24 protein-coding genes and 1 pseudogene are annotated in these 21984 nt (G+C 73.4%); 16 read left to right on the plus strand and 9 right to left on the minus strand.

Annotated elements, in window-relative coordinates:
- Positions 1–40: 40 nt before the first annotated feature.
- A complete protein-coding gene (locus ACFZAT_RS00085; protein ID WP_391257911.1) occupies positions 41–532 on the plus strand; it encodes a hypothetical protein in 492 nt (163 codons plus the stop codon).
- A gap of 52 nt (positions 533–584) precedes the next feature.
- On the opposite strand, the gene ACFZAT_RS00090 is transcribed toward ACFZAT_RS00085, so the two are convergent.
- Positions 585–1370, minus strand: coding sequence for an alpha/beta hydrolase fold domain-containing protein (locus tag ACFZAT_RS00090; RefSeq protein ID WP_391257913.1), 786 nt, complete (start codon positions 1368–1370; stop codon positions 585–587).
- A gap of 111 nt (positions 1371–1481) precedes the next feature.
- Positions 1482–3008, minus strand: coding sequence for a collagen-binding domain-containing protein (locus ACFZAT_RS00095; protein ID WP_391257916.1), 1527 nt, complete (start codon positions 3006–3008; stop codon positions 1482–1484).
- 191 nt (positions 3009–3199) lie between these two features.
- On the opposite strand from ACFZAT_RS00095, the gene ACFZAT_RS00100 reads away from it, so the two are divergent.
- The 7 genes from ACFZAT_RS00100 (at position 3200) to ACFZAT_RS00130 (ending at position 7903) form a co-directional block, all read left to right on the plus strand.
- Entirely contained in the window at positions 3200–3910 is a 711-nt protein-coding gene (locus ACFZAT_RS00100) for an SRPBCC family protein (RefSeq protein WP_391257919.1), read from the plus strand.
- Entirely contained in the window at positions 3907–4581 is a 675-nt protein-coding gene (locus ACFZAT_RS00105; RefSeq protein ID WP_391257922.1) for a DUF4166 domain-containing protein, read from the plus strand. The genes ACFZAT_RS00100 and ACFZAT_RS00105 overlap by 4 nt, the downstream gene beginning before the upstream one ends.
- Positions 4578–5258 (plus strand): TetR family transcriptional regulator, encoded by a 681-nt coding sequence (locus tag ACFZAT_RS00110; RefSeq protein ID WP_391257924.1) that lies wholly within the window; start codon positions 4578–4580, stop codon positions 5256–5258. Before ACFZAT_RS00105 ends, ACFZAT_RS00110 begins: the two co-directional genes overlap by 4 nt.
- 2 nt (positions 5259–5260) lie before the next feature.
- Positions 5261–6286 (plus strand): endonuclease/exonuclease/phosphatase family protein, encoded by a 1026-nt coding sequence (locus tag ACFZAT_RS00115; RefSeq protein WP_391260109.1) that lies wholly within the window; start codon positions 5261–5263, stop codon positions 6284–6286.
- 59 nt (positions 6287–6345) lie between these two features.
- A complete protein-coding gene (locus tag ACFZAT_RS00120; protein WP_391260111.1) occupies positions 6346–7041 on the plus strand; it encodes a VOC family protein in 696 nt (231 codons plus the stop codon).
- Positions 7038–7430 (plus strand): VOC family protein, encoded by a 393-nt coding sequence (locus ACFZAT_RS00125; protein WP_391257927.1) that lies wholly within the window; start codon positions 7038–7040, stop codon positions 7428–7430. Before ACFZAT_RS00120 ends, ACFZAT_RS00125 begins: the two co-directional genes overlap by 4 nt.
- 122 nt (positions 7431–7552) lie before the next feature.
- Positions 7553–7903 carry a hypothetical protein gene (locus ACFZAT_RS00130; protein ID WP_391257930.1) on the plus strand — a complete coding sequence of 117 codons (351 nt, stop codon included), beginning with the start codon at positions 7553–7555 and terminating at the stop codon, positions 7901–7903.
- A gap of 36 nt (positions 7904–7939) precedes the next feature.
- Here ACFZAT_RS00130 and ACFZAT_RS00135 read toward each other — a convergent pair whose 3' ends face one another.
- The gene (locus ACFZAT_RS00135) at positions 7940–8587 is read right to left on the minus strand and encodes a DNA-binding response regulator (RefSeq protein ID WP_391257933.1); all 648 of its coding nucleotides are present in this window, start codon (positions 8585–8587) and stop codon (positions 7940–7942) included.
- 77 nt (positions 8588–8664) lie between these two features.
- Between ACFZAT_RS00135 and ACFZAT_RS00140 the strand changes: the two genes are divergently transcribed.
- Complete coding sequence (locus tag ACFZAT_RS00140; RefSeq protein ID WP_391257936.1) at positions 8665–9507, plus strand: oxidoreductase; 843 nt, start codon at positions 8665–8667, stop codon at positions 9505–9507.
- A 62-nt stretch (positions 9508–9569) separates the two neighbouring features.
- On the opposite strand, the pseudogene ACFZAT_RS00145 reads toward ACFZAT_RS00140, so the two are convergent.
- Positions 9570–9680: pseudogene (locus ACFZAT_RS00145) on the minus strand (DUF1330 domain-containing protein); the annotation flags it as partial.
- Positions 9681–9702: 22 nt separating this feature from the next.
- Positions 9703–10356, minus strand: coding sequence for a type A chloramphenicol O-acetyltransferase (gene catA, locus ACFZAT_RS00150; protein WP_391257939.1), 654 nt, complete (start codon positions 10354–10356; stop codon positions 9703–9705).
- A 94-nt stretch (positions 10357–10450) separates the two neighbouring features.
- Here catA and ACFZAT_RS00155 point away from each other — a divergent pair, with 94 nt between their 5' ends.
- On the plus strand, positions 10451–11248 hold the full coding sequence (locus tag ACFZAT_RS00155; protein WP_391257941.1) for a carboxymuconolactone decarboxylase family protein: 798 nt from the start codon (positions 10451–10453) through the stop codon (positions 11246–11248).
- A 7-nt stretch (positions 11249–11255) separates the two neighbouring features.
- Here the strand turns inward: ACFZAT_RS00155 and ACFZAT_RS00160 are convergent, their stop codons facing one another.
- Complete coding sequence (locus tag ACFZAT_RS00160) at positions 11256–11495, minus strand: DUF397 domain-containing protein (protein WP_391257944.1); 240 nt, start codon at positions 11493–11495, stop codon at positions 11256–11258.
- Entirely contained in the window at positions 11492–12268 is a 777-nt protein-coding gene (locus tag ACFZAT_RS00165; protein ID WP_391257947.1) for a Scr1 family TA system antitoxin-like transcriptional regulator, read from the minus strand. The genes ACFZAT_RS00160 and ACFZAT_RS00165 overlap by 4 nt, the downstream gene beginning before the upstream one ends.
- 144 nt (positions 12269–12412) lie before the next feature.
- Here ACFZAT_RS00165 and ACFZAT_RS00170 point away from each other — a divergent pair, with 144 nt between their 5' ends.
- The 3 genes from ACFZAT_RS00170 to ACFZAT_RS00180 all read left to right on the plus strand — a co-directional run bounded on the left by ACFZAT_RS00170 (position 12413) and on the right by ACFZAT_RS00180 (position 14296).
- Positions 12413–12811, plus strand: a complete 399-nt coding sequence (locus tag ACFZAT_RS00170; protein ID WP_391260114.1) for a hypothetical protein — start codon at positions 12413–12415, stop codon at positions 12809–12811.
- Between the two features lie 202 nt (positions 12812–13013).
- The gene (locus ACFZAT_RS00175) at positions 13014–13664 is read left to right on the plus strand and encodes a TetR family transcriptional regulator (protein ID WP_391257950.1); all 651 of its coding nucleotides are present in this window, start codon (positions 13014–13016) and stop codon (positions 13662–13664) included.
- 44 nt (positions 13665–13708) lie between these two features.
- Complete coding sequence (locus tag ACFZAT_RS00180; protein ID WP_073964641.1) at positions 13709–14296, plus strand: helix-turn-helix domain-containing protein; 588 nt, start codon at positions 13709–13711, stop codon at positions 14294–14296.
- 208 nt (positions 14297–14504) lie between these two features.
- On the opposite strand, the gene ACFZAT_RS00185 is transcribed toward ACFZAT_RS00180, so the two are convergent.
- Positions 14505–15212: a GDSL-type esterase/lipase family protein gene (locus ACFZAT_RS00185; RefSeq protein WP_391257953.1), complete on the minus strand. Its 708-nt coding sequence runs from the start codon at positions 15210–15212 to the stop codon at positions 14505–14507.
- Between the two features lie 58 nt (positions 15213–15270).
- Between ACFZAT_RS00185 and ACFZAT_RS00190 the strand changes: the two genes are divergently transcribed.
- The 3 genes from ACFZAT_RS00190 (at position 15271) to ACFZAT_RS00200 (ending at position 17184) form a co-directional block, all read left to right on the plus strand.
- A complete protein-coding gene (locus tag ACFZAT_RS00190) occupies positions 15271–16257 on the plus strand; it encodes a WD40 repeat domain-containing protein (protein ID WP_391257956.1) in 987 nt (328 codons plus the stop codon).
- 104 nt (positions 16258–16361) lie between these two features.
- Positions 16362–17033, plus strand: coding sequence for a DUF6338 family protein (locus ACFZAT_RS00195; protein ID WP_391257958.1), 672 nt, complete (start codon positions 16362–16364; stop codon positions 17031–17033).
- The gene (locus ACFZAT_RS00200; RefSeq protein WP_391257962.1) at positions 17002–17184 is read left to right on the plus strand and encodes a hypothetical protein; all 183 of its coding nucleotides are present in this window, start codon (positions 17002–17004) and stop codon (positions 17182–17184) included. Before ACFZAT_RS00195 ends, ACFZAT_RS00200 begins: the two co-directional genes overlap by 32 nt.
- 6 nt (positions 17185–17190) lie before the next feature.
- Here ACFZAT_RS00200 and ACFZAT_RS00205 read toward each other — a convergent pair whose 3' ends face one another.
- Positions 17191–21975 (minus strand): CHAT domain-containing protein, encoded by a 4785-nt coding sequence (locus ACFZAT_RS00205; RefSeq protein WP_391257965.1) that lies wholly within the window; start codon positions 21973–21975, stop codon positions 17191–17193.
- Between the last annotated feature and the right edge of the window lie 9 nt (positions 21976–21984).

The following is a 21984-nucleotide window of genomic DNA, read 5'->3' on the forward strand; positions in this document are numbered from 1 at the left end:
GCGGTACAGCTTAGGGGTACGCGGTCGTAGCCTGGGCGGCGTGAACGCGACCCCCGAGGTACTCGCCGTACTGGACGACCTGCTCGCCGCCGCATCCCCCATGGACCGGGGCGCCCTGTGGCAGCTCGACCGGCGGGGGAGGGAACTGGACGCGAACCTCGTGCGGCTGCCGCCGGGCGCGGAGGTCGGGGAGCACCAGGAGGACGTGCTCGACGTGCTGCTGGTCGTCCTCGCGGGCGGCGGCCTGCTGGTGCCCGGCGACGGTTCCGCGCCGCTGACGCTGGCCCCGAGCACGGTCACGTGGCTGCCCCGCACCTCGCGCCGCTCCCTGACGGCGGGCCCGGACGGCCTCGCCTACCTGACGGTCCACCGCCGCCGCCCCGGCCTCACGCTCAAGCCGACGGTGTACGCGGGGGAGGGCGGCGAGGCCCCCTGCGCGCTGGACCGGGTGTGCCCGGAGTGCGGGCGGATGTCCCCGGAGCCGGCACCGGTGTTCTGCAGCGCGTGCGGGGAGCGGTTCCCGGAGCGGTGAGGCCGGGGGCGGTGCGTTTCGGCTCGGGGCGCGCGGGGAAGCCCGGAGCCGCTCACAGGTGGCGGTCGAAGAAGTCCAGGCTGAGACGTACGGGTTCCCGCAGATCCGCCCCATCGAAACAATGACCGGCCCCCGGGACGACGACGAACTCGGCGATGGCGCCCGCAGCCGTGAGCGCGTCCGCGAACCTGCGGCTCTGGTCGCACGGGACGAGCTTGTCCGCGTCGCCGTGCAGGAGCAGCGTGGGCGGCGCGGCCGGGGACACGTGGGCCAACGGCCCGGCCAGCCTGCGGGCCTCCTCCTGCTCGGCGGCCGGGCCGAGGAGCAGGCTCTCCGGTGAGCCGGGGGCGCGCCCCAGGGTGGTGAGGTCGCTCGGCGCGTACCACGCCACGACAGCCTGAACCTCTGAATCGGGCTCCGCCTCCCGCCGGTCGAGCCCGAGTACGGCGGCGAGGTGGCCGCCCGCCGACTCGCCCCACGCCCCGAACCGCGCGGGGTCCAGCCCCGCTTCCGGCGCGAGGCGGCGCAGGGCGGCGACCGCCGCGCGGACGTCGTCGCGCTGCGCGGGGTAGTGCGCCTCGCCGCTGAACCGGTACTGGACGGTGGCCACGGCGTATCCGGCGGCCAGCGCGGCCCCGACCGGGTCCGCGACGCCCAGCCAGGAATCGCCGACCCGCGGCGAGCCGACGCGCCAGGCGCCGCCGTGGATCCAGATCAGCAGCGGCACGGGAGCGGGGGCGTCGGCCGGCACGGTCAGGTCGAGGAGCAGCGGGCGGTAGCCGTCGATCTCCGCGAAGACGACGTCCCGGTACTCGACCCGCGCGAGGTCCCTCTGCACGTGTTTCTCCACTCGCTCGACTGCGGGCGAACCTAGCTGTCGCGCCGGACGAGCTGCAAGTAGTCGTTATCGAGTGGCAAAAACATTACAGGTGGGCGCAGTTTCAGTACGTCAGTGCTTCGGCCTGCGCCTGCGGCCCAGCAGGAAGATTCCCGCCGTCGCCAGCGCGAAGGCGCCGCCCGCCGCGTAGAGAGTGGTGGATGTCCCCGTGTCGGCCAGTCCGCCGTGCGGCGGACGGTGGTCGTGGCCGCCGTGCGGCGGACGGTGGTCGTGGCCGCCGTGGTCCGGGTGAGGCGGCGGGGGGCAGCTGTCCGTCGGCGAAGGGCCGGGGGGCGACATCGTCGGGGTGGGTGCGGGCATGGAGGCTGTGGGGCTCGGGGTGGGTGCCGGGGTGGAGTCTGAGGGGCTTGGGGTCGGCGTCGGGGTGGGTGCGGGCATGGAGGCTGTGGGGCTCGGAGTCGGCGTGGGCATGGAGTCCGTGGGGCTCGGAGTCGGCGTGGGTGTGGGCGCAGGCGTGGAGTCCGTCGGGCTGGGGGACGGGGCGGGGCCCGTACCGTCGCAGTCGATGTCGGCGGCGAACGGGAACTGGTGGATCTCGCCCGCGTTCACCGGGGTACCGCCGTCACCGAGCGGTCCGGCCGTGAGTTCCCGTACGACGATCGTGCCCTCGATGTTGGACGCGTCGAGGTCCGTGAGGTGGGCGCGGGGCGCGTAGATGGTGCCTTCCAGCGAGTCGCCGTCCGCGATGGTGATGTCGGTGGCGTCGGGGAAGTTCCACAGCATGTAGGGGGCCTGGTCGCCGGAGACGCCCGCGAGGTTCGGGATGTGCCAGACGTACGTGCTGTTCGTGCCGGTCGTGTCGATGTCCACCACGAACGGGGTCGTCGCGTCCGGCTGGTTGTCGAACGTGATCTCGGACAGGTTGTTCAGCTGCTCGCCGGTCAGCCGGAGCACGTTCGTCCCGCCCTCGGTGAGGGTGATGTGTGCGCTCGTCCCGGCGGGGAAGCCCGTCTGGTCGGGCAGCGGGGTGCCGGACGCGTCGCGCAGGACGACGTTGGTGTCGCAGGTGTCGATGGCGTCCGAGCGGTCGCGGAAGGTCGCGAAGAGGGCGTCGAGATCCGGCAGGCCCGTCGTGTCGGTGACGGACTCGACCGGCTGGTGAACCGTTTCCTGGACGCGGGGCGTCGAGTCGTATCCCGCGCCCTCGGCGACGATGCGGGTATTCACCTCGGCGCCGTTGGAGTCCTCGTCCAGGACCGACGAGCCGGTCGGGTCGCCGACCTTCACGTAGCCGTCGCTGAGGACCTGGAGCACGCCCTGCGGCGAGCTGGCCGCATGATCGATTCTGCCGCCGACGAGCAGGGCGGTCGGGCGGTCGTCGCCCGGCGCGGTGAACGTGCCGGGGGTGTTCAGCGCGACGTTGTATCCCGGCCCGTAGGTGAGGTTCCCGCCGATTGCCACCGGCCCCTCGGCCTCCGTACTGCCGAGGACGGCGTCGTCCTGGACGAGCACCCCGAAGCCGTTGTCCCCGGCCAGCGGGTTGCCGGAGTAGTCGGCCGCGGCGGGGGCGGTGGGGACGGCGGTCGCGGCCAGGCACAGGAGGCAGGCCGTCGTAGCGAGGGCAGAGGTCCGTTTCATGCCCGGGAACGTAAGTCCGTGCTTCCGGCGGCCCCGGGCGGCGGGGCCGTGGGCCACCCGCACGCACGCGCCCGCGTCCCTCCACTGGCGGCGACCCGTACCGCCACTTGAGCGGTCGCTCAAATTGCTTTACTGTCTGCACCGTTGCGATTTGAGCGACTGCTCAATCGGCCCGAGGGGGGTGGGGGATCGTGGGCGGTGGCCTGTACATCGAGGCGCGGATAGCGGTTGACCTGGACCTGGTCTGGGAACGCACCCAGGACCCGGCGCGGCATCAGCGCTGGGATCTGCGGTTCACGCGGATCGCGTATCTGCCGGGTGCGGAGGGGGAGCCGCAGCGCTTCACGTACGGCGTGCGGGTGCTGCCGGGGTTCTTCGTCTCCGGCACCGGGATCTCGGCCGGGGAGCGCCACCGGCCGGACGGGACGCGGACGTCGGCGCTCCGGTTCGCCTGCGCGCATCCGCTGTCGTTCCTCACGGAGGGGCGGGGCTACTGGCGTTACGTGCCCCTCGCGGAGGGCGGCCTCCGCTTCTTCACCGGGTACGACTACGCACCGCGCTGGGGCCGGTTCGCGGACCGCTTCCTCTTCCGGCCGCTGATGGGCTGGGCGACCGCCTGGTCGTTCGACCGGCTGCGGCTGTGGTGCGAGCGCGGGACCACCCCGGAGCGGGCGCTGTGGCGGGCCCTGGGGGAGGTGGCGGCCCGGTCGGCTGCGGTGGCGCTCGCCGCCTGGATCGCCCTGCCCGCCGCCGTGCCGGTGCTCGTCGCCGCCCTCCTGCTGCCGCCGCTGCCCGGCACCCCGGCGGCCCGCCGCTGCCTGCGCCGCCCGCCGGGGCGCGGCCCCGACGCCGCGACCGCCGCCGCCCCGCCCGCCCTGCTCGACCGCTTGGAGCACCCGTGAACTCGATCTTCCGGCAGGCCCTGGGGGCCGACTTCGACCGCCTCCACCCCCGCATCCGGCGCCGCTTCTCCGTCGGCCTGGACAGCGGCGAGTCCTGTACGGGGCGCGGGGTCATGGACCGCGTCTGGCACGGCGGACCGTGGGTGCGGCCGTTCCTCGCGCTGGGCGGCACGCGCAACATCCTGGTCCCGCGCACCGGCCGCGACATCCCCTTCACCATCGAGAACGTGCCCTTCACGGACTCCTTCGGCCGCGAAACGGTCACCTTCGTCAGGACGTTCGCCTTCCCGGACGGGCCCCGGCGCTTCGACGCGACGATGGTCCACAGCCCGGAACGCGGTTGCGTGGTGGACTACCTCGGTACGCACCAGCACCTCGCCACCGACCTGCACCTCGCGGTGGACGACGCGGGCGCCCTCGTCATCCGCTCCGGCGAACACCGCTTCCGGGAGGGCCCGGTGGACGCCCGGGTGCCGCATCTGATCGGGGGCGACGCGGTCGTCCGCGAGTCGTACGACGAGGCGGCGGGCCGCTTCCGCATCCAGGTCCGCGTCACCAACCGCCGCTTCGGCCCCCTCTTCGGCTACGAGGGCTCGTTCACGGCGGAGTACGCACCGGCGCGCGGGATACGGCAGGATCTGCGTCCGGTACGCGAGGAGGTACGGGCATGAGCGGGGAACCCCGGAGCAAGGCCGCGCGGTCGTCCTCCGCCGAGGACACCCGTAACAAGCTCCTCGCCGGAGCCCTCGCCACGCTCACCGAGCAGGGCATCGCGAAGACCTCCGCGCGGAGCATCGCCGCGACCGCCGGTGTCAACCAGGCCCTCGTCTTCTACCACTTCGGCACCGTCGACGACCTGCTCGCCGCCGCCTGCCGCTACGGCGCCGAACAGCGCCTCGCCGCCTACCGGGAGCGCCTGGACGCGGTCCGCTCGCTGGGCGAACTCCTCGTCGTGGCCCGTGAGCTGAACGCCTCCGAGCGTGCGGGCGGCCAGGTCGCCGTGCTGGGCCAGCTGCTCGCCGGAGGCCAGACGCAACCGCGCCTCGCGGCGGCCACGGCGGCCGGTCTCGCCCTCTGGACCGACGAGATCGAGCGGGTCCTCGGCCGGGTCCTGGCGGGCACACCGCTCGCCGAGTTCGTCGATGTGCCGGGTCTGGCGAAGGCGGCCTCGGCGGCCTTCGTCGGCCTCGAACTCTACGAGGGCGTCGACCCGTCCGGCGCCGAACGGGCCCTGGCCTCCCTCGACCAACTCGCCGCGCTGGCCGCCGCGCTGGAGGGTCTGGGCCCGGTGGCGCAGCGCGCGGTCCGGTCCAGGCTGCGCAAGTCGGGGAGCCGGGGGCGGGCGTGAGCGTGCTGGGGAGGCGTGCGGCGAGGCGGCGCGTTCAAGAGGGGGCCCCTCGCCCCGGCCCTTGGCGGCGCGGCAAGGTCCTCGCCGCCCTCTGCGCCCTGACGGCGCTCCTCCTCGTCGCCCCCGGCCTCGTCCCCAACACCCCCGGCCACGTCGGCAGCCTGCTGGAATCGTTCCTGCCCTGGCTCGGGCTCGCCGTCGTGCCCCTGCTGACCCTCGCCGTGCTGCGCCGGTCGGCACTCGCACTGGCTGCGGCGGTCCTGCCGGTGGTGGCGTGGGCGTACGCATTCGGCGGGCTGCTGCTCCCGGCGGCGGACCCGGGCCCGCGTGACCTGGTCGTCGTGCAGCACAACGTCAGCGACGTGAACGGGGACCCGGCGGGCACGGCCCGTGCGCTGGCGGCCCGGGGCGCCGACCTGATCGCGCTGGAGGAGCTGGTCCCGGAGGCGCTGCCCGCGTACGAGAACGGACTCGCGGCGCGCTACCCGTTCCACGAGGTCCGGGGCACGGTCGGGATCTGGTCGCGGCACCCCCTCAGCGGCACCCGGGCCGTGGACATCAAGCCGGAGTCCGTCGCGGGGCCGTGGAGCCGGGGTCTGCGCACGGTGGCCCGCACCCCGCACGGCGAGGTCGCGGTGTACGTGGCGCACCTGCCGTCCTTCCGGCTCGGCGCGGGCGGCCTGGGCACCGCCCGCCGCGACGAGAGCGCCCGGCTGCTGGGCCGGGCGCTCGACGCGGAGACCACGGGCCCGGTGATCGTGCTGGGCGACTTCAACGCCACGGTGGACGACCGGGGGACCGGCCCCCTGACGTCCCGGCTGAACGTCCCGGAGCGCGGATTCGCGTTCAGCTTCCCGGCGTCCTTCCCGCTGGTGAGGATCGACCAGGTGATGGCGCGGGAGGCGTCCGTGGGCCGGGTGCGCACGCTGCCGGCGACGGGGAGCGACCACCTGCCGGTGACGGCGCGGGTGACGCCGGACCGGGGGCGTCCCGGAAATCAGGATGCCCTTCCCGTACGCGGTCCCTAGTATGCGCGGGCGCACGCCAACGGATCGGAGACGTACGGCACATGCCGCCCCACCTCTACATGACGCCCCGCCTTTCAGCGATCGGCTTCCACGCGACCGACCCGCCGAACCTGGCCCGCTTCTGGGCCGGGCTCCTGCACGGGGAGCTGTCCGGCGACGGCACGGTCGTCGTTCTCCCGGACGGCGGGGGTCTCGCGCTCCGCTTCACCGAGAGCCAGGAGCCCAAGACCCGGCAGAACCAGGCGCACTTCGACCTGACGAGCGCGACCCCGGAGGCCCAGCGGGACACGGTGGCCCGCGCGCTGGAACTCGGCGGCCGGCACATCGACATCGGCCAGACCCCGGAGGAGGGCCACATCGTCCTCGCCGACCCGGACGGCAACGAGTTCTGCGTGATCGAGGCCGGCAACTCGTTCCTCGCGGACACCGGGGTGATCGGCGCGGTCGCCTGCGACGGCACCCAGGCGGTGGGCTACTTCTGGAGCGAGGCCCTGGGCTGGCCGCTGGTCTGGGACCAGGACGAGGAGACGGCGGTCCAGTCCCCGGAGGGCGGCACGAAGCTCACCTGGGGCGGGCCGCCGGTCAACGAGAAGACGGACGTGAACCGCCTGTACTTCGAGCTGACGCTCCCGCCGGACGGGAACGCGGAGGCGGAGACCGCCCGCCTCGTCGGTCTGGGCGCGCGGCGCGGACCGGACGGGGTGCTCCTGGACCCGGACGGCAATGAATTCACCCTACGGAAGGCTGCGGAATGACCAGCAGGTTCACTGAGCTGAGCGTCGACTGCCACGACCCGGAGCGCCTGGCGGCCTTCTGGTGCGAGGTGCTGGGCTTCACGGTGCTCGACCGCGGGAAAGACATGGTCGAGATCAGCTCCTGGGACCCGACGGCGGAGGACATCCGGTCCCGCCAGATGCCGCCGACGCTCTACTTCCAGCGGGTTCCGGAGACCAAGGCGGTCAAGAACCGCCTCCACCTGGACGTGAGCCCGATCGACTGCTCCACGGAGGCCGAGGTCACCCGCCTCCTCGCCCTGGGCGCCACCCGGGTGGACGTGGGCCAGGGCGAGGGCCGCAGCTGGGTGGTCATGGCGGACCCGGAGGGCAACGAGTTCTGCGTCGTGCGCACGCTGGCGGTTCCGTAACGCACGTGTAACGGGCTTTCCCTAGCGTCCGATCGGCGCCGGTTCGCAGCAACCCCCAAGCGGAACGGCGGAGTTCGGAGAGCGCGGTCACCCTTCGCGCCCAACAGCAAAGGAACACCCTCATGTTGCGACACAACGTCATGCGCGGAGTCCTGGTCGGTGCCACCCTGGCCGGCCTCACCGCCTTCGGCTCGGGCGCGGCGACGGCGGCGACGGCCGACGCCACGCCCTGCCACATCGACGGCTACATCTGCATGACCACGAACGACATCTACACGCCGACGGTGTACGTCGCCGACGGGGACGACTACACGTTCCTGCGGCCCACCGAGGTCACCACCATCTCGAACGACACGTCGAAGCTGTACTGCGTCGACGCCGAGTACAACTTCACCCTGTCTCCGGGCCAGACCATTCAGGTGACGCACACGATCACCTCGATGGGGCCGACGAACGCGGGCTGCCTCTCCTGACCCGCACCCCCCGGGGTGCCTTCCGGCGCCCCGGGGTCAGTGCGTCCCCGGCAGCCTCATCTCGCCCGCCCGCAGCCCCGCCTGGAAGCGGGACGCCGCCTGGAGCGTGACCATCAGCTCCGCCACGCGGCGGCGGTACGTGCGGAGGGAGAGGCCGAGGTGGCGGGCGGCCGAGTCGTCGGTGCGGCCCGTGCTCAGCGCCTCCAGGATGCGGCGGGCGTCCGTGGTCAGCTGCGGGGTGTCCGTGGCGAGGTACGCGCCGTAGTCCGCCGACCGGTCCCACATCGCGTCGAACAGGGAATGCACCCCGTCGATCATGGTCTTCGCGGTGGTGACCGAGTATTCGCGACCGGTGGGCGACTCGCGGCCGGCCAGGATCATGACACGGCGGTCGATGATGATCGTCTCGTGCGGGAGCTCCGCGTCGGTGATGCGCACCTGGGCGCCCGCGTCCAGCACGAGCCGCAGGTGCTCGCGGGTCGCCTCGTCCGCCAGGGCCGCCGGGGTGAGCAGCTTCCGGGTGGTGAAACCGGGGCCGGGGGTCGTCCAGGTCTCCGGCCGGGGCCAGGTCGTGAGGGTGCGGGCGGCGCACAGGAACTCGGTGCGGGCGGATTCGAGGAGGTGTCCGGCGCGTGTCAGCAGCTCCGCGTCGCCGTGGACCGAGAAGATCTGTTCGTTCCGCATACCGCCAGTCTGGCGCACGCGTGGCAGCAACCTGCCACGCGCTGGGCCGCCCCGAGGCCCCCGGAGAGCATGAATCCATGACGACCACCACTTTCGCCCTCGGCGGCGACCTCACCGTCGACCGTCTCGGCTTCGGCGCGATGCGCCTGCCCATGAGCACGTTCGACGGCCCCGCCCGCACCCCGGAGAACGGCATCGCGGTCCTCCGCCGGGCCGTCGAGCTGGGCGTGAACCACATCGACACCGCCGCTTTCTACGCCCGGGGCGACGTCCGCGCCAACGACCTCATCCGGGAGGCGCTGGCCCCCTACCCCGACGACCTGGTCATCGTGACGAAGGTCGGCCCCCTGCCCGGCCCGGACGGCCACCCGAGCGCCCAGGCGACCCCCGACCAGCTGCGCGCCCTGGTAGAGGCGGACCTGACCTCCCTCGGCGTCGACCGGCTCGACGTCGTCAACCTCCGGGTCGGCGGCATGAGCGGCCCCGGCGGCGAGTCCGTCGCCGAACGCTTCACCGCCCTGGCCGCCCTCCGCGAGGAGGGCCTGATCCGCCACCTCGGCGTCAGCAACATCGACGCCGCGCAGCTCGCGGAGGCCCGCGCCATCGCCCCCGTGGTCTGCGTCCAGAACCCGTACGCGGACGACCTGGCCCTCCTCAAGGAGTGCGAGGCCGCCGGCATCGCGTACGTCCCGTTCTTCCTCCTCGGCGGCGGCTTCACCCCCCTGGACACGACCCGCCTGGAAAAGGTCGCGAACCGCCTGAACGCCACGACGGCCCAGGTCCAGCTCGCCCTGCTCCTGGCCTCGTCCCCGACCCTGCTCGCCATCCCCGGTACGGGAAACCTCGCCCACCTGGAGGAGAACATGGCGGCCCGCGACCTGGTCCTGACCGAGGAGGACATCGCGGAACTGCGGGGCTGACGCCCGGACGCGGCCGGGAAACCTTCACTCGAAAGAGAGCGCCGCGCCCGGCTCCCGCCGCCCCGGCCGCCGACCACGAGGCGGCGGCCGCCGCCCGCGCGGACCGCTGCTCCGGCCAGGACGTTGTACGCGGCCAGGCGCTCGGGGTCGGAGACGGTGCGGTAGGAGCTCATCCAGTAGCCCTTGGGCGTGGCGCTACACCCACCCTTCCGCGTCCGCGAGCAGCGTCTCCAGCTCGTTCACCAGGCGCGCCGTGTGGAAGCCGTCCGCCGCCGCGTGGTGCACCTGCACCGCCAGCGGGAGGAGGACGCGGTCGTCGCGCGACACGTACCGGCCCAGCGTGAAGATCGGGGCCATGTGGTCGTAGCCGTCGCGGATGTTGAGGTTGAAGCCCGTGAACGCCCGCCACGGCAGGCTCGACACGTCGAACGCGTTCGGTGGGGGCGGGCCCTGCGGGAAGAACTCCGTGGCCTCCGCGTGCTCAGCCAGCAGCGGCGCCGCCGCCTCGTGGAACGCCCCGAAGTCCGCGTCATAGGGCGTCCACACGCACGCGAACGTCTCCCGCTCCGCGTTGAACACCGTGAACGCCGGGTGCACCACCGGCCACACCGCCGGGTCACCCGACTCCGTCAGGCACAGCCGGAATTCCTCGTGCCGGTTCACCACCGTCGCCAGCGCCCACACCTGCGCCACGTACGACTTGCGCGGCGAGTGCCGCAGCGCGGCCGTGAACGCCGTGACGTCCACCTCCACCGTCATCGAGTACGTGCACGGCACCCGCCGCCGGTAATGTGCGAAGTGCTCCCGGCGCGGCCAGGCGTCCAGATCGATCGGGTTCGGCACGTCCATCCGGGCATCATCGCAGCCGCCCCCACCCCCCGCCCACTCGTTTTCGCGGGGCGCGCTTGCGTTGGAGTGCACTCCAACTCCTAACGTTCACCGCATGAACACCGAACAGCAGAACGACCGGTACGAGCGTGGTTACGCGGCCCTCAGCGAGGTCGCCGACGGCGCCCAGGACGCCGTCATCGACGGCCTCGCCGACATCGCCCCCCACATGGGCCGCTACATCGTGGAATTCGGCTTCGGCGACATCTACACCCGCCCCGGACTCACCCGCCGCCAGCGCCAGTTGGGCACCGTCGCCGCCCTCGCCGCGATGGGCAACGCCGCGCCGCAGCTCCGCTTCCACATCGGCGGCGCGCTCAACGTCGGCTGCACGCGGCAGGAGATCGTGGAGGTGCTGATCCACGTCTGCGTGTACGCCGGGTTCCCGGCCGCCCTCAACGGCCTGACCGCCGCCCGCGAGGTCTTCGAGTCCCGCCCCGACGAGCCCGCGCTCGTCCCCGTCTCCGACGCCCCGGACGGCGACCGTTTCGTACGCGGCCAGCAGGCCCTCGCCGACATCGACGGGCACGCGGGCCAGCAGGTCATCGACTCCCTCAAGGACATCGCGCCCGACCTCGCCCGCTACCTGCTGGAATTCGCCTTCGGCGACGTCTACTCCCGTACGGGCCTCGACCTCCCGACCCGCGAACTCGTCACCGTCGCCCTCTGCACCGCCCTCGGCACGGTCGGCCCGCAGCTCCGCGTGCACCTCCACGGCCTGCTCAACGTGGGCGGCACGCGGGAGGAGGCCGTGGAGATCATCACGCAGATGGCCGGTTACGCCGGTTTCCCGGCCGCGCTCAACGGCCTCACGGCCGCGCGTGAGGTCTTCGCGGCCCGCGACGCTGTGTAGTGCCGCGTTACGCGGCGGTGTGGCGGATGAACGTGTCCCAGGCGTCGGGGGAGAGGGAGAGGGCCGGGACGGTGATGTCCTTGGAGTCGCGGACGTGGACGGTGTGCGGGCAGGTGGCGATCTCTACGCAGTCACCGCCGTTCGTGCCGCTGTAGCTGGACTTGGACCAGGAGAGGGCGACCTCGACGCAGTTGCCGCCACCTTCGCCGCTGTAGCTGCTTTTGAGCCACCTGAGGTCAGTACTCATAGTCCTTCAATCGTCCGCTTGATCCACTCGCGCGACTCTTCAAGTCCGAGAGCCTCGGTCCGCAGCCTCCCATACTTGGCGAACAGGTCTCCCAGGTGGGCCTGTTCACTGACGAGGAAGTTGCGGTCCTGTACCTCCAGGTAAGCCAGCCGCCGCCGATCATCGGTCTCCAGCAGGACGAAGGAACCACTCAGGCCCGAGTGCGTCTCCCGCTGGGGGGACATGACCTGGAGCTGCACATGTCGTAATTGGCTGATCTCAAGAATGTGCTGAAGCTGGGTCCTGTGCACATCGCGCCCACCGATGGGACGCAGAAGCGCGCTGGGTTCGAGAACGAAGCTGATGTCCGGAAGAGGCCTGCGTGTCAGCAGGGCCTGCCGCGCCAGACGTCCGGCTACCAGTGTCTCGATCGCGTCGTCGTCCAGGGGTGGGCAGGCTTGACGGAACACAGCGCGTGCGTGCTCCTCGGTCTGCAGCAGTCCGGGCACCACATGGCACTCGTACTCGTAGCGTGCTACGGCCTTGGCTTCCTCGTCGGCGAACGGTTCGAACCAAGTCGCCACGCTGCTGAACTTCAGTTCCACCGCCGCAACGAGCAACGCGCCGTTCGCGGCCGTCGCCGAATCCGCCTTGGGGATGAAGTCCCCTCTCGGCGGCCTCTGCCCCCTCTCCACCATCGCCACCTGTGACTTGGAGAAGCCGATCCGGAGCCCTAGCGCTTCTTGCGAGAGTCCCGCCCGGTCGCGGTAGTGGCGCAGCAGCGCACCGAACATACGGGGGGTGCTGCCGCTGGTATTACTGGGGTGCACAGCTCTACCTCCAAGTGCACAGCAGTGCACAGACGCCTTGTGTCCCTGGTCACGGTAAGTGCGGACGCCGACGCTTACCGTATGGAACCGAAAAATTCACCGAACCCGGTGCCCACCTGGATCCCCGCCAGCGGCCACGCCCTGCGACACGCGGGCATTCACTTCGACGCGGTCCGGATCTCCGGCGTACTCGGCGAGCAAGTCTCCTACGAGATCATGCAGTTCACGGATTTTCAGGCCGGCCCGGTCATCCGCTCCCGGATCGGGATGCGGAGCATGTACTTCCTGGTCGAGCCCGGCACGGCGAGTGCCTACCGCTGGCCGGCGGGCGTGGACGCGCTCGTGCGGAAGGGCTCGGACTTCGTGGGCGTGCCCGCGCTGCGCGGGCTGACGTATCCGCTGGACTGGCGTTCGGAGCCGACGGCCGAGGATCCGTTCGTGGATACGGCACTTCTGTTCGAGCTGGTAACCAAGGTGGTGTCGGACGGAATCTCTGCTGTACGTTGATCGCGTCGTTACGCTCCGTGTGCGACTCGCGCACACGGGGTGCCGCCCGGGGGTGCTCGCAGCACCGGGTCCGAGGGCCTTCGAGAGGCGAACCTCGCAGCGCACTGAGGCGCACGTCCGTTCGCGGTGTGGCGGTCTTTGCCGTGGATGCGGCGGGACGGGGACAGTGGTGGCCGGGGGCGATACGGACTGAGGAGGACCCGTGGTGGATACCGTGGTGGAGCTTTGGGACGGCGTACGAGCGGTGCGCGACCCCGCGCGGGTGCGTGCGCAACTCATGGCGGCGGGGCGGACGTTGTTCGCGGTGTACGGCTATGCCTACACGTCCGTCGAGGACCTGTGCGCGGAGGCGCAGGTGGAAGTGCGGGACTTCCACCGCGAGTTCGCCTCCCGCGAGGCGCTGCTGACCGACCTCTACGACGAGGTCGCGATGGCGGGGATGCAGGCCGCGCAGGCGGAGCTGGCGGCGGAGGGCATGGAGACGTGTCCGACCGAGGAGCGGGTCCGCAGGCTCTTCGACGCGTATGTCCGGGCGGTGACGCGGGACCCGCAGGCGGCGCGGGTGGCCTTCGTGGAGGTGCTGGGCGTGAGCCGGGCGATGGAGGAGCACCTCACGATGTGGCGCTCGGTGTGGGTGGAGTTCCTGACGGCGGAGTCGGAACGGGCCCGGACGCGGGGGCACGGGGTGGACGGGGACCTCGCGGTCGTCGTGAAGGTGCTGACGCGGTCGGTGGACGAGCTGCTCGCGCACCACGGGCGGCGGCCCCGGCAGGTGCCGCCGTCTTGGCTGACCAGTGAGTTCACGCGGTTGTCGATGGCGATGATCGGCCCGGCGGAGGGCGACACCGTTTGACAAGGGGCGTTGCCGGGTCGGCAAATGGAACCATGGCTGATCCGATGGGTGACGAGGACCTGGCCGCCGTCCTGACGGGCGTCGGCCCCCGCCTGCGCGCGCTGCGGACCGAGCGCGGGACGACGCTGACGCAGCTCAGCGAGACGACGGGCATCTCGCTCAGCACGCTGTCCCGCCTGGAATCGGGCGGCCGCAAACCGACGCTTGAGCTGCTGCTGCCCCTGGCGAAGGCGTACGGCGTCCAGCTGGACGAACTGGTCGGCGCGCCGGACACGGGGGATCCGCGCGTGACGTTCCGCCCCTTCAAGCGCCACGGGATGACCTTCGTCCCGCTGACCCGGCATCTGGGCGGCGTGAACGCGTACAAGCAGGTCATGCCGGGGGCGACCGGCCCGACCGGCCCGGTCGAGCAGCGGGTCCACGAGGGATACGAGTGGCTGTACGTCCTGTCGGGGCGGCTGCGGCTGGTCCTGGGCGACCACGACCTGGTCCTGACGGCGGGCGAGGCGGCCGAGTTCGACACCCACACCCCGCACTGGTGGGGGGCGGCGGGGCCGGACCCCGTGGAGTTCCTGAGCCTGTTCGGACCGCAGGGCGAGCGGATGCACGTACGGGCGAAGCCGTCGGGGTGACGGCGGGGGTCGACGAGGACGTCAGGCGCGACCCCTTCACGGGGATCGGCAAGCCCGAGCCGCTGAAGTACCAGTCGTGACGATCCAGGCGGACCGGCGGAAGGACGAACGGATCCGGATGCGGAAGCCCGTCCCGTTGAACTCGCCCTCATCGCGCAGGTTCGGGAACGTCACCGGGATCGACGGCTTCTGAGGAGCGTCGACGACCTCAGCGGGTTCCCGAAACAGTCGCTGCCGCGCCCGCGTACCGGCCGCCCACGCCCCAGGCCTCGTGCATCGCGTCCGCGAAGGCCGCCGCCAGGTGGTGTTCGCCCGTGGGGTTGGGGTGGGTGCCGTCGTACGTGGAGGTGTGGATGTCGTACGTCGGAGGGTGGGAGGCCAGGAGGAGGGGGGACGGCGGGGTGGAGAGGTCGGCCACCGTCTTCGCCAGGAGCGTGTTGAAGTGCGCGCACTCCGCCGCGAACGGCGCGTCCGTCTCCGCGCGGATGTTCGGGATCACCGGGAGCAGCACCACGCGGATGTGCGGGTTCGCCTCGCGGGCCGCTGTCAGGAAGGCGTGGGCGTTCTCCGCCGTCTGCGCGCTGTCCGTGTAGAAGCCCAGGTCTATCAGGCCGAGGGAGACCAGGAGGACGTCCGGGCGGTGTGCGGTCACGGCGTCCGCTATCAGCGGGGCCATGTGGAGCCAGCCCTCGCCCCAGCCCGCGAGGTGGCGGCGGGCGGCGGGCGGGAAGTCGTCGGCGGCGTACGCGGAGGCCGACGCCGTGCCCGTAGCCGCGTCGTACAGGGTCGTGCGCGGGCCCACCAGCTCGTGCGGGCCGTCCGGCGCCGCCTCCAGGTGCTGCCACATGCGGTAGCGCCACGTGAAGTCGCCGGCGCGTCCGATGGTCATGGAATCGCCGACACACATGAAACGCATGGCGTCATCATGGCGGATCCTGGCTACGCGCCGGTAGGTGACGATGGACACTTGTGCCATGCGTTCGTACCGAATGACGTCCTTCCTGGGTGCCGCCGTCCTCCTCGCCCTCGCCCCGGCCCCCGCGCTCGCCGACGACGGGGCCGACCGGAGCTTCACCATCGAGGACCCCCGGATCACCGAGTCCAGCGGCCTCGCCGCGAGCCGCCTGCACCCGGGGATCTACTGGACGCACAACGACAGCGACGACGGTCCGTACGTCTTCGCGGTCGATTCGCGTACGGGCAGGACCGTCGCGACCATCACCATGAAGGGCGTCGGCGCCCCCCGCGACGTCGAGGCGATCTCGATCGGGCCGGACGGGAACGTCTACGTCGGAGACATCGGCGACAACCTCAACGGCAGCTGGGACCACGTCTGGATCTACCGCTTCCCCGAGCCGAAGACCCTGAAGGACGCCACGGTCAGGGCCACCCAGTTCGACGTGAAGTACGCCGACGGGCCGCGCAACGCGGAGGCGCTGATGGTCCACCCCAAGACCGGGCGCGTCTACATCGCGTCGAAGAACGAGGACGGCGGCGGCCTGTACGAGGGGCCCGCGAAGCTCACCACCGGCGGCGACAACGTCTTCCGGCGGGTCGGCGAGGTCCCCTGGGTGACCGACGGGGCCTTCTCGCCGGACGGCAAGGAGCTCGTCCTGCGCTCCTACTTCAGCGCCCGGGGCTACGCCTTCGCGAACGGCCGCCTCGGCAAGGACTACGACGTCGAGTCGCCGCTGCTCCCGCAGTCCGAGTCCGTGACGTACACGGCGGACGGCTCCGCCCTGATGTACGGCTCCGAGGGCGAGCGGAGCAGTGTCGTACGGGTGGACCTGAAGAAGACCGGGGACGGGGGCGGTGGGTCCACGCACCGGGCCGGCGGGGTGAAGGACACGGCCGACAGCGGGAACGGCGTACCCGTGAAGGGCAGCACGCTCACCGGCGGCGTCGTGCTCGCCGCGTTCGCCCTCGTGCTCTTCCTCGGGCGCCGCCGCCGCAAGCGCTGAGGGCCCGGAACCCCTGACGCGGGGACGCCCGGTGCGCCATCCTGGAGGCAGGTTCGGGCACGTACACGGCACGGGGGTGCGGCACCACGATGGTCCCGGGAACGGTGCAGCAACTGACCATCCTGCTGATCCTCGTGCTGCCCGGCGTCTTCCACCAGGCCGTCCGCGAGCGCCTGCGCGGCCCCCTCGCCGCCGAGCAGGAGCCGCAGAACCGCCTCGTACGCGCCATCGCCACGGGCGCCCTGCTCGACATCGTGTACGTGGTGGCCGCCGGGCCCTGGCTGCTGCGGCTGCTCCTCGGCGACGGCGAGGGGCCCCTCGCGGGCGTGGCCCGGCAGCCCCGGCAGGCGGGTCTCGCCGCGCTGCTGCTGATCGTCGCCGTACCGGCCGCGCTCGCCTGGGCGGAGGCCGCCTGGCGGCGGCGGGACGCACGGGCGCGGTACGAGCCGACACCGACCGCCTGGGACGCGCTGTTCCGGGGGCGCGACTCCTGCTTCGTGCGCGTACGGCTCAAGAGCGGTCTGTGGGTGGGCGGTTGGCTGGGCACCCGGTCCGCCGCATCGGCGTATCCGCACAGCGGGGACCTCTATCTGGAGGCCCAGTACCGGATGGCGCCGGACGGCAGCTTCGTGGGCCGGGTCCCCGGCACCGGGGGCGTGTACGTACGGGCGGAGGAGATCGACGTACTGGAGGTGCTGCTGCCGCCCGAGCGGCGGCAGCCGGTGGTGAGAGGAGCGGACGACGGTGAGCGAACGGGAACCGGAGCCGGGCAGTGACGACGAACTCGCGGAATGGGTGGTGGAGTTCTCCTCCACCAAGACGTACCGGCCCACCCGCCTCATGGCCGAGCCGGACGAACTGCCGCAGGGGCCTTCGGGGTCGGTGATGAGCGGACCGGTGGAGCAGGGCGAGCCGGACGAGGAGTGAGGGGCCTCACGGCCCGGTGTGGATGTGCGCCGCCCAGAGGTGCGGGGCGGCCGTGTAGCGGTCGCGCAGGGCCCGGATCGCGGCGTGCAGGGCGGCGGCCGGGCCGATGGGGTGGCCGCCGGAGACGTCCTTCGCGAGGGCCGCGTAGAACGCCTCGGTCACCCGGGGCGCCAGCTTGTCCGCGACGGGCCACAGCGTGCCGATCACGTGCGGGTACCCGGCGAGCTGGAAGGCCGCGGCCAGCTGCACCGCCTCGTCGGAGAGCCGGGTGCCGCCCCGGGACGCGGAGCAGGCGGAGAGCACGGCCAGCTCCGGGGCCGCCGGGCGGCGGGCGGCCACGTCGGAGACGGTGAGGCGGCCGTCGTGCAGGACGAGGCCGCTCCGGGACGGGGCCAGCAGCTCGCTGACCCCGTGGCAGCTGAAGTGGACCCACGGGTGCGCTTCGAGCGCCCCGCCGACCGCGTCCACCGTCGCCTCGGCCCCGGACAGCAGCCGCCCGCCCGGGAACAGCTCCGCCAGCACCTCCGCCTCGCGTGCGACTCCGGGCAGCGGCGCGGCCCCCGGCGTCTCGGCCAGCGCCACGACCAGCGGCGCGGGCCGCACGCCCCGGACACCGGCGGTGAGCCCGGCGCGGGCGCGGGCCAGGGCGCGCACGGTCGGGGTGTACGAGGAGACGGCACGGTCCATGACCCAGGTGCCGGAGTCCGGCCCGCCGCGCCCGGCGGCGTGCAGCGGCAGGAACGACAGCAGGCCGGTCGGGCACCACCACAGCCGGGGCCAGGGCTTCCCGGCGGCCGGTGCGGCATCGAGCCCGAGGCGGCCGAGCACGGGCTCCGCGACCGTGTCCCAGAGCAGGCCGAGCCTGCCGGACAGGGTGCGCATCATGGCGACGGCCTCGTCCGTGCCGTGTGCGCCGTAAGCCGTGTCGACGCCGTCGACGAAATCCGCCGCCCACCCGGCGACGGCGTCCCGGGTGAGGCCGGGCAGCGGGACCACGTCGATCCCGGCGGAGGTCACGACCAGGGCGTCGCAGCGGTAGGTGCTGACGTTGACGACCACGACCGGGCCGCCCTCTGCCGCCGAGAGCAGCTCCGGGACGGAGGGCGGGCGCAGGAAGTCCGCGAGGCCCGGCAGCTCCCGGACCTCGGCGAGGAGCCGGTCCCAGCGGCGGGCCAGGGCATGGCGGGCCTCGGCGCTCTCCCCCGCCCCGGGCGGCCCGTCCGGGGCGGGGGTGAACGCGGCCGGCGCGCTCAACTCGCCGCGTACGTGCTCGAATTCTGCCGCGCGGGCCGGGTCGACGGCGCGCAGCCGTGACACGTCGGCGCGGTTCTCCAGGCCCTGGCCCAGCAGCACGCCCCGGCCCTGTTCCAGCAAGGCGAGCGCGCGTTCCGGGTCGCCCGCTTCGAGGGCCAGCGCGGCGGCGTCGCTCGCGAGGCCGTCGGTACCGCCGAGGCGGGCCTCCTGGTCGACGCGGGCGAGGCCGCGCGGCGCGATGCCGGGCAGCAGCCCCACGGCGTAGGCGTAGCCCTCCAGGGCCTCGGCGTGGTCGCCCGTCCGCAGCGCGGCCAGCCCCCAGACGCGCCCGGCCTCGACCCGGGCCACGAGGTGCGCGACCGGGCTGCGGGCGCCGTCGCGGGCCAGGCGCAGGGCCTCCGCCAGGTCGACGGACTCGCCCAGGGCGTGGCGGCTGAGCTGCGCCATGGCCAGCAGCACCGCGGAGAGGGTGCGGCTCGGGTCGTCATCGGACAGGCCGGTGAGGGAGGCGCGGGCGGCTTCGGCCGCGCGGGTCCACGCCTCGCGGGCGGCCGGCCCGGACGGGTCATCGGCGAGGCGGACGCGCGCGTGACAGGCCATCGTGAGCTTCTGGAGCGCGAAGAAACGCGCGGGATGGCCCTCGCCGAGCCGGTCCAGGGTGTGCTCCAGCAGCCGGCGGGCCTCGTCGGCCAGGCCGGCGTCGCCGTTCGCCCGGGCGAGGTCGGTCAGCAGGTCCGCGAGGTTCATCGCGGCCCACTCGCCGCCCTCCCGGTCGCCGGTCTCCGCCGCCATCGCCTCGCGCAGCAGCGAGATCGCCTCCTCGGGGCCCGTGGTGTCGCCGGTGAGATCGCCCCAGTGGCGCAGTGCCTCGGCGAGGTTGTTCAGGTGGAGCCTGCGCTCCATGGCCCCGGGCAGGCTCAGGTCGAGCGCCCGCCGCAGCACCGCCACCGCCTCCGCCATCCAGGCCCGGTTCCCGGTGCGCCGCCCCCGGTCCATGAGCGCGCCGCCCAGATTGGTGAGCGCCATGGCGATCCGGGCGCGGGGCGCGCAGGACACCGCTTCGCGCAGCGTCTCGACGGCGGTGTCCAGCAGGGCTTCGTCGCCGGTGTGGCGGGCCCGCAGCCACTGGAGGGCCCCCAGGCCGAGCAGGATCGAGCCGCGCGACTCGGCCGTCGCCGGGGTCAGCGCGCGCAGGGCGGCCCGGAACTGGAACACCGCCTCGTCGGCCTGGCGCGGGTCCCGGGTGCAGCGGTGGAGCGCGTAGAGGCTGTTCGCGAGGCCGAGCAGGCTTACGGGGTCGGGCGGGCCCGGGACCATCACCAGGGCTTCCCGGTGCCGGTCGACGGACTCCTCCAGCGGGGCGACGGGGTCGGCGGCGAGCCGGGCGAGGTTGCGCAGGGCGTCGCCGAGCGCGGTGCGGCAGGCGGACCCGCCGTAGGTGTCCTCGTCGGAGACGGCGACCGCCCGGCGCAGGACCTCGACGCCCTCCCGCAGCGCGGCGGTGTCCGAGCAGAACTCGGCGCGGGCGAGCAGGGCCTCGCCGAAGCAGAGGAGCTGGTGGGCGTGGAGCAGGTCGTCCGGTGAGGACCGGGCCACGGCCTCGCGGTGCGACGCCACCGCCTCGGTGATCAGCTCGGGGCGGCCGGAGCGCAGTGCGGTCTTCAGCTGGGCGAGGGCGAGGTTCGACAGGACCGCGGAGTGCTCGGTGCGCGGGAGCGGGGCGTGTGCCAACTCCTCGCGGAGGAGGCGCACCACCTCCTCGTACAGCTCGACGCCGGTCGTCTCGTCGGCCCGGGCGGTGAGGACGTTCGCGAAGTCCGTGTGGCATTCCCAGTAGGCCCGGCTGCCGGGCGGGAACAGCGCGAGCGCCCCGCGCATCGCGTCGGCGCCCGCCCGCCACGCCCGCTCGTCCGGGCCCGCGCGGTGGGCCAGGGCGGCGCCGAGGGCGAAGCGGGTGGCGGCCTCGAAGCCGTCGTCGGGGGAGGGCAGGGCCAGCGCCTCGCGGAAGCGGCCGACGGCCTCGTCCACATCGGCCGGGTCGCTGGACAGGCGCAGGCAGCGTCCGAGCGCCGCCAGGACCCGGGCGCGCTCGGGGGAGCGGGGCGGCAGGTCCCCGGCGAGGGCGCGGATCAGGGCGGCCGGGGCCCGCAGGCCGGCCGGGTCGCTCTCCGGCACGGTGGCCCGGGTCTGCCGGAGGGCCCGCTTGGTCACCAGGTCGGCCAGGTCGTCGGCGTGCAGCATGCGCCGGGCCAGGTCGCCGGGCGGCAGGCCCGCCATCCCGGGCAGGGCGTGGGCGACGGCGTCCGCCAGGTCCTGCGGGCTGCCGGACGCGCCGTACCGGGCGTCCAGGACCCGGGAGAGGACCCAGTGCGCCTGGGCGCGGACGGGATGCCCGTCCGGTGCCCCGGCCAGGGCCTCCCGGGCGCCCGCGTACGCGTCCTCCAGGGCCTGCGGGTCCCCGGTGTTGACGGCGTGGCCGCCCAGGAGGAGGCCGAGGTTGCTGAGGTACACGGTGCGTTCGTACGGGCTGGGCGCGGCTTCGGCGGCCTCGCGGCAGAGGGCGATGCCCTCCTCGTACGCCGTGCGGTCCTGCAGGGAGCCCTGGACGAGGGCGACGCCCAGATCGGAGAGGAACGAGGCGCGGGAGGGCAGCGGGACGTCGGGCTCGGCGAGGGCGTCGCGCAGCCGGGTGACGCCCTCCTGGCGGAGCGCGGGGTCGTCCAGGATCCTGGCCGCCGCGCACAGGGCCGAGCCGAGGGTGGCGCCGAGCTGCGCGCGGCTCGGGTTGTTCCAGGTGGTGAGCTCCGCCGCCGTCCGCAGCTCGGCGACCGCTTCCCGGACGGCGTCCGGGTCGCCGGTCGCCTCGGCCCGGTGCCGGAGGACATGGCCGAGGTTGCCGTGCCGGCGGGCCTGCTCGTCGCGGGGGCCCGGGGCGCAGAGGACGGCGGCGCGGGACGCCTCGTCGGCGGCGGCGAGGGCCTGCGGTCCGGCGCCGGCCTGGGTGGCGTAGAGGAGGACGAGCCCCAGGTCGGACAGGTAGCTGCCCTGTTCGAGGCTGCCCTCGCCCGCGGTGGCGGCGGCGTGGCACAACAGGGTCTCGGCGAGCGGCAGAGCGCCCGGGGCCAGCCCCTGCTGGAAGAGCACGGTCATCCCGACCGCCGCCTGGTACGCGAGGCCGGGCTCGGTGGCGGCGCCGTCCGGTCCGCCGGAGAGGGTCGCGAGGAGGGGGCGCACCCCGTAGGGCAGTTGCTCCGGGGCGAGGCCGTCGAGCGCGGCGAACCAGAGGACGGCGGCGCCGAGGGCCACCGGGTCGGCCTCGTGGACGGCGAGGAAGCGCGACCACTCGGCGTGGCCGAGGGCGAGGGCCCCGAGGGTCCACACGCTTCCATCCGGCAGGGCGGTCCGGGCGCGCACTTCCTCGGCCGCCGCCACGGCCTCGGCGCCGAGGAACCACTCCAGGGCGCGGGGGTCGGTCGCGGCGCGGGCGGCCAGGTCGAGGAGAAGGCGCGCCGCGCTCTCGGCGGTCCCCGGTGTCATCGCCCTCCC

The sequence above is a fragment of the Streptomyces sp. NPDC008163 genome, from assembly GCF_042956885.1.
Taxonomy (GTDB): Bacteria; Actinomycetota; Actinomycetes; order Streptomycetales; family Streptomycetaceae; genus Streptomyces; species Streptomyces drozdowiczii_A.

Excerpts from the sequence above, each read along its gene's own strand:
- ACFZAT_RS00205 (WP_391257965.1), bottom strand. The coding sequence starts at position 21,975 with ATGACACCGGGGACCGCCGAGAGCGCGGCGCGCCTTCTCCTCGACCTG.
- ACFZAT_RS00120 (WP_391260111.1), top strand. The coding sequence starts at position 6,346 with ATGACGCCCCGCCTTTCAGCGATCGGCTTCCACGCGACCGACCCGCCG.
- ACFZAT_RS00110 (WP_391257924.1), top strand. The coding sequence starts at position 4,578 with ATGAGCGGGGAACCCCGGAGCAAGGCCGCGCGGTCGTCCTCCGCCGAG.
- ACFZAT_RS00095 (WP_391257916.1), bottom strand. The coding sequence starts at position 3,008 with ATGAAACGGACCTCTGCCCTCGCTACGACGGCCTGCCTCCTGTGCCTG.
- ACFZAT_RS00140 (WP_391257936.1), top strand. The coding sequence starts at position 8,665 with ATGACGACCACCACTTTCGCCCTCGGCGGCGACCTCACCGTCGACCGT.
- ACFZAT_RS00160 (WP_391257944.1), bottom strand. The coding sequence starts at position 11,495 with ATGAGTACTGACCTCAGGTGGCTCAAAAGCAGCTACAGCGGCGAAGGT.
- ACFZAT_RS00125 (WP_391257927.1), top strand. The coding sequence starts at position 7,038 with ATGACCAGCAGGTTCACTGAGCTGAGCGTCGACTGCCACGACCCGGAG.
- ACFZAT_RS00130 (WP_391257930.1), top strand. The coding sequence starts at position 7,553 with ATGTTGCGACACAACGTCATGCGCGGAGTCCTGGTCGGTGCCACCCTG.
- ACFZAT_RS00185 (WP_391257953.1), bottom strand. The coding sequence starts at position 15,212 with ATGCGTTTCATGTGTGTCGGCGATTCCATGACCATCGGACGCGCCGGC.
- ACFZAT_RS00165 (WP_391257947.1), bottom strand. The coding sequence starts at position 12,268 with ATGTTCGGTGCGCTGCTGCGCCACTACCGCGACCGGGCGGGACTCTCG.
- ACFZAT_RS00180 (WP_073964641.1), top strand. The coding sequence starts at position 13,709 with ATGGGTGACGAGGACCTGGCCGCCGTCCTGACGGGCGTCGGCCCCCGC.
- ACFZAT_RS00135 (WP_391257933.1), bottom strand. The coding sequence starts at position 8,587 with ATGCGGAACGAACAGATCTTCTCGGTCCACGGCGACGCGGAGCTGCTG.
- catA (WP_391257939.1), bottom strand. The coding sequence starts at position 10,356 with ATGGACGTGCCGAACCCGATCGATCTGGACGCCTGGCCGCGCCGGGAG.
- ACFZAT_RS00155 (WP_391257941.1), top strand. The coding sequence starts at position 10,451 with ATGAACACCGAACAGCAGAACGACCGGTACGAGCGTGGTTACGCGGCC.
- ACFZAT_RS00190 (WP_391257956.1), top strand. The coding sequence starts at position 15,271 with ATGCGTTCGTACCGAATGACGTCCTTCCTGGGTGCCGCCGTCCTCCTC.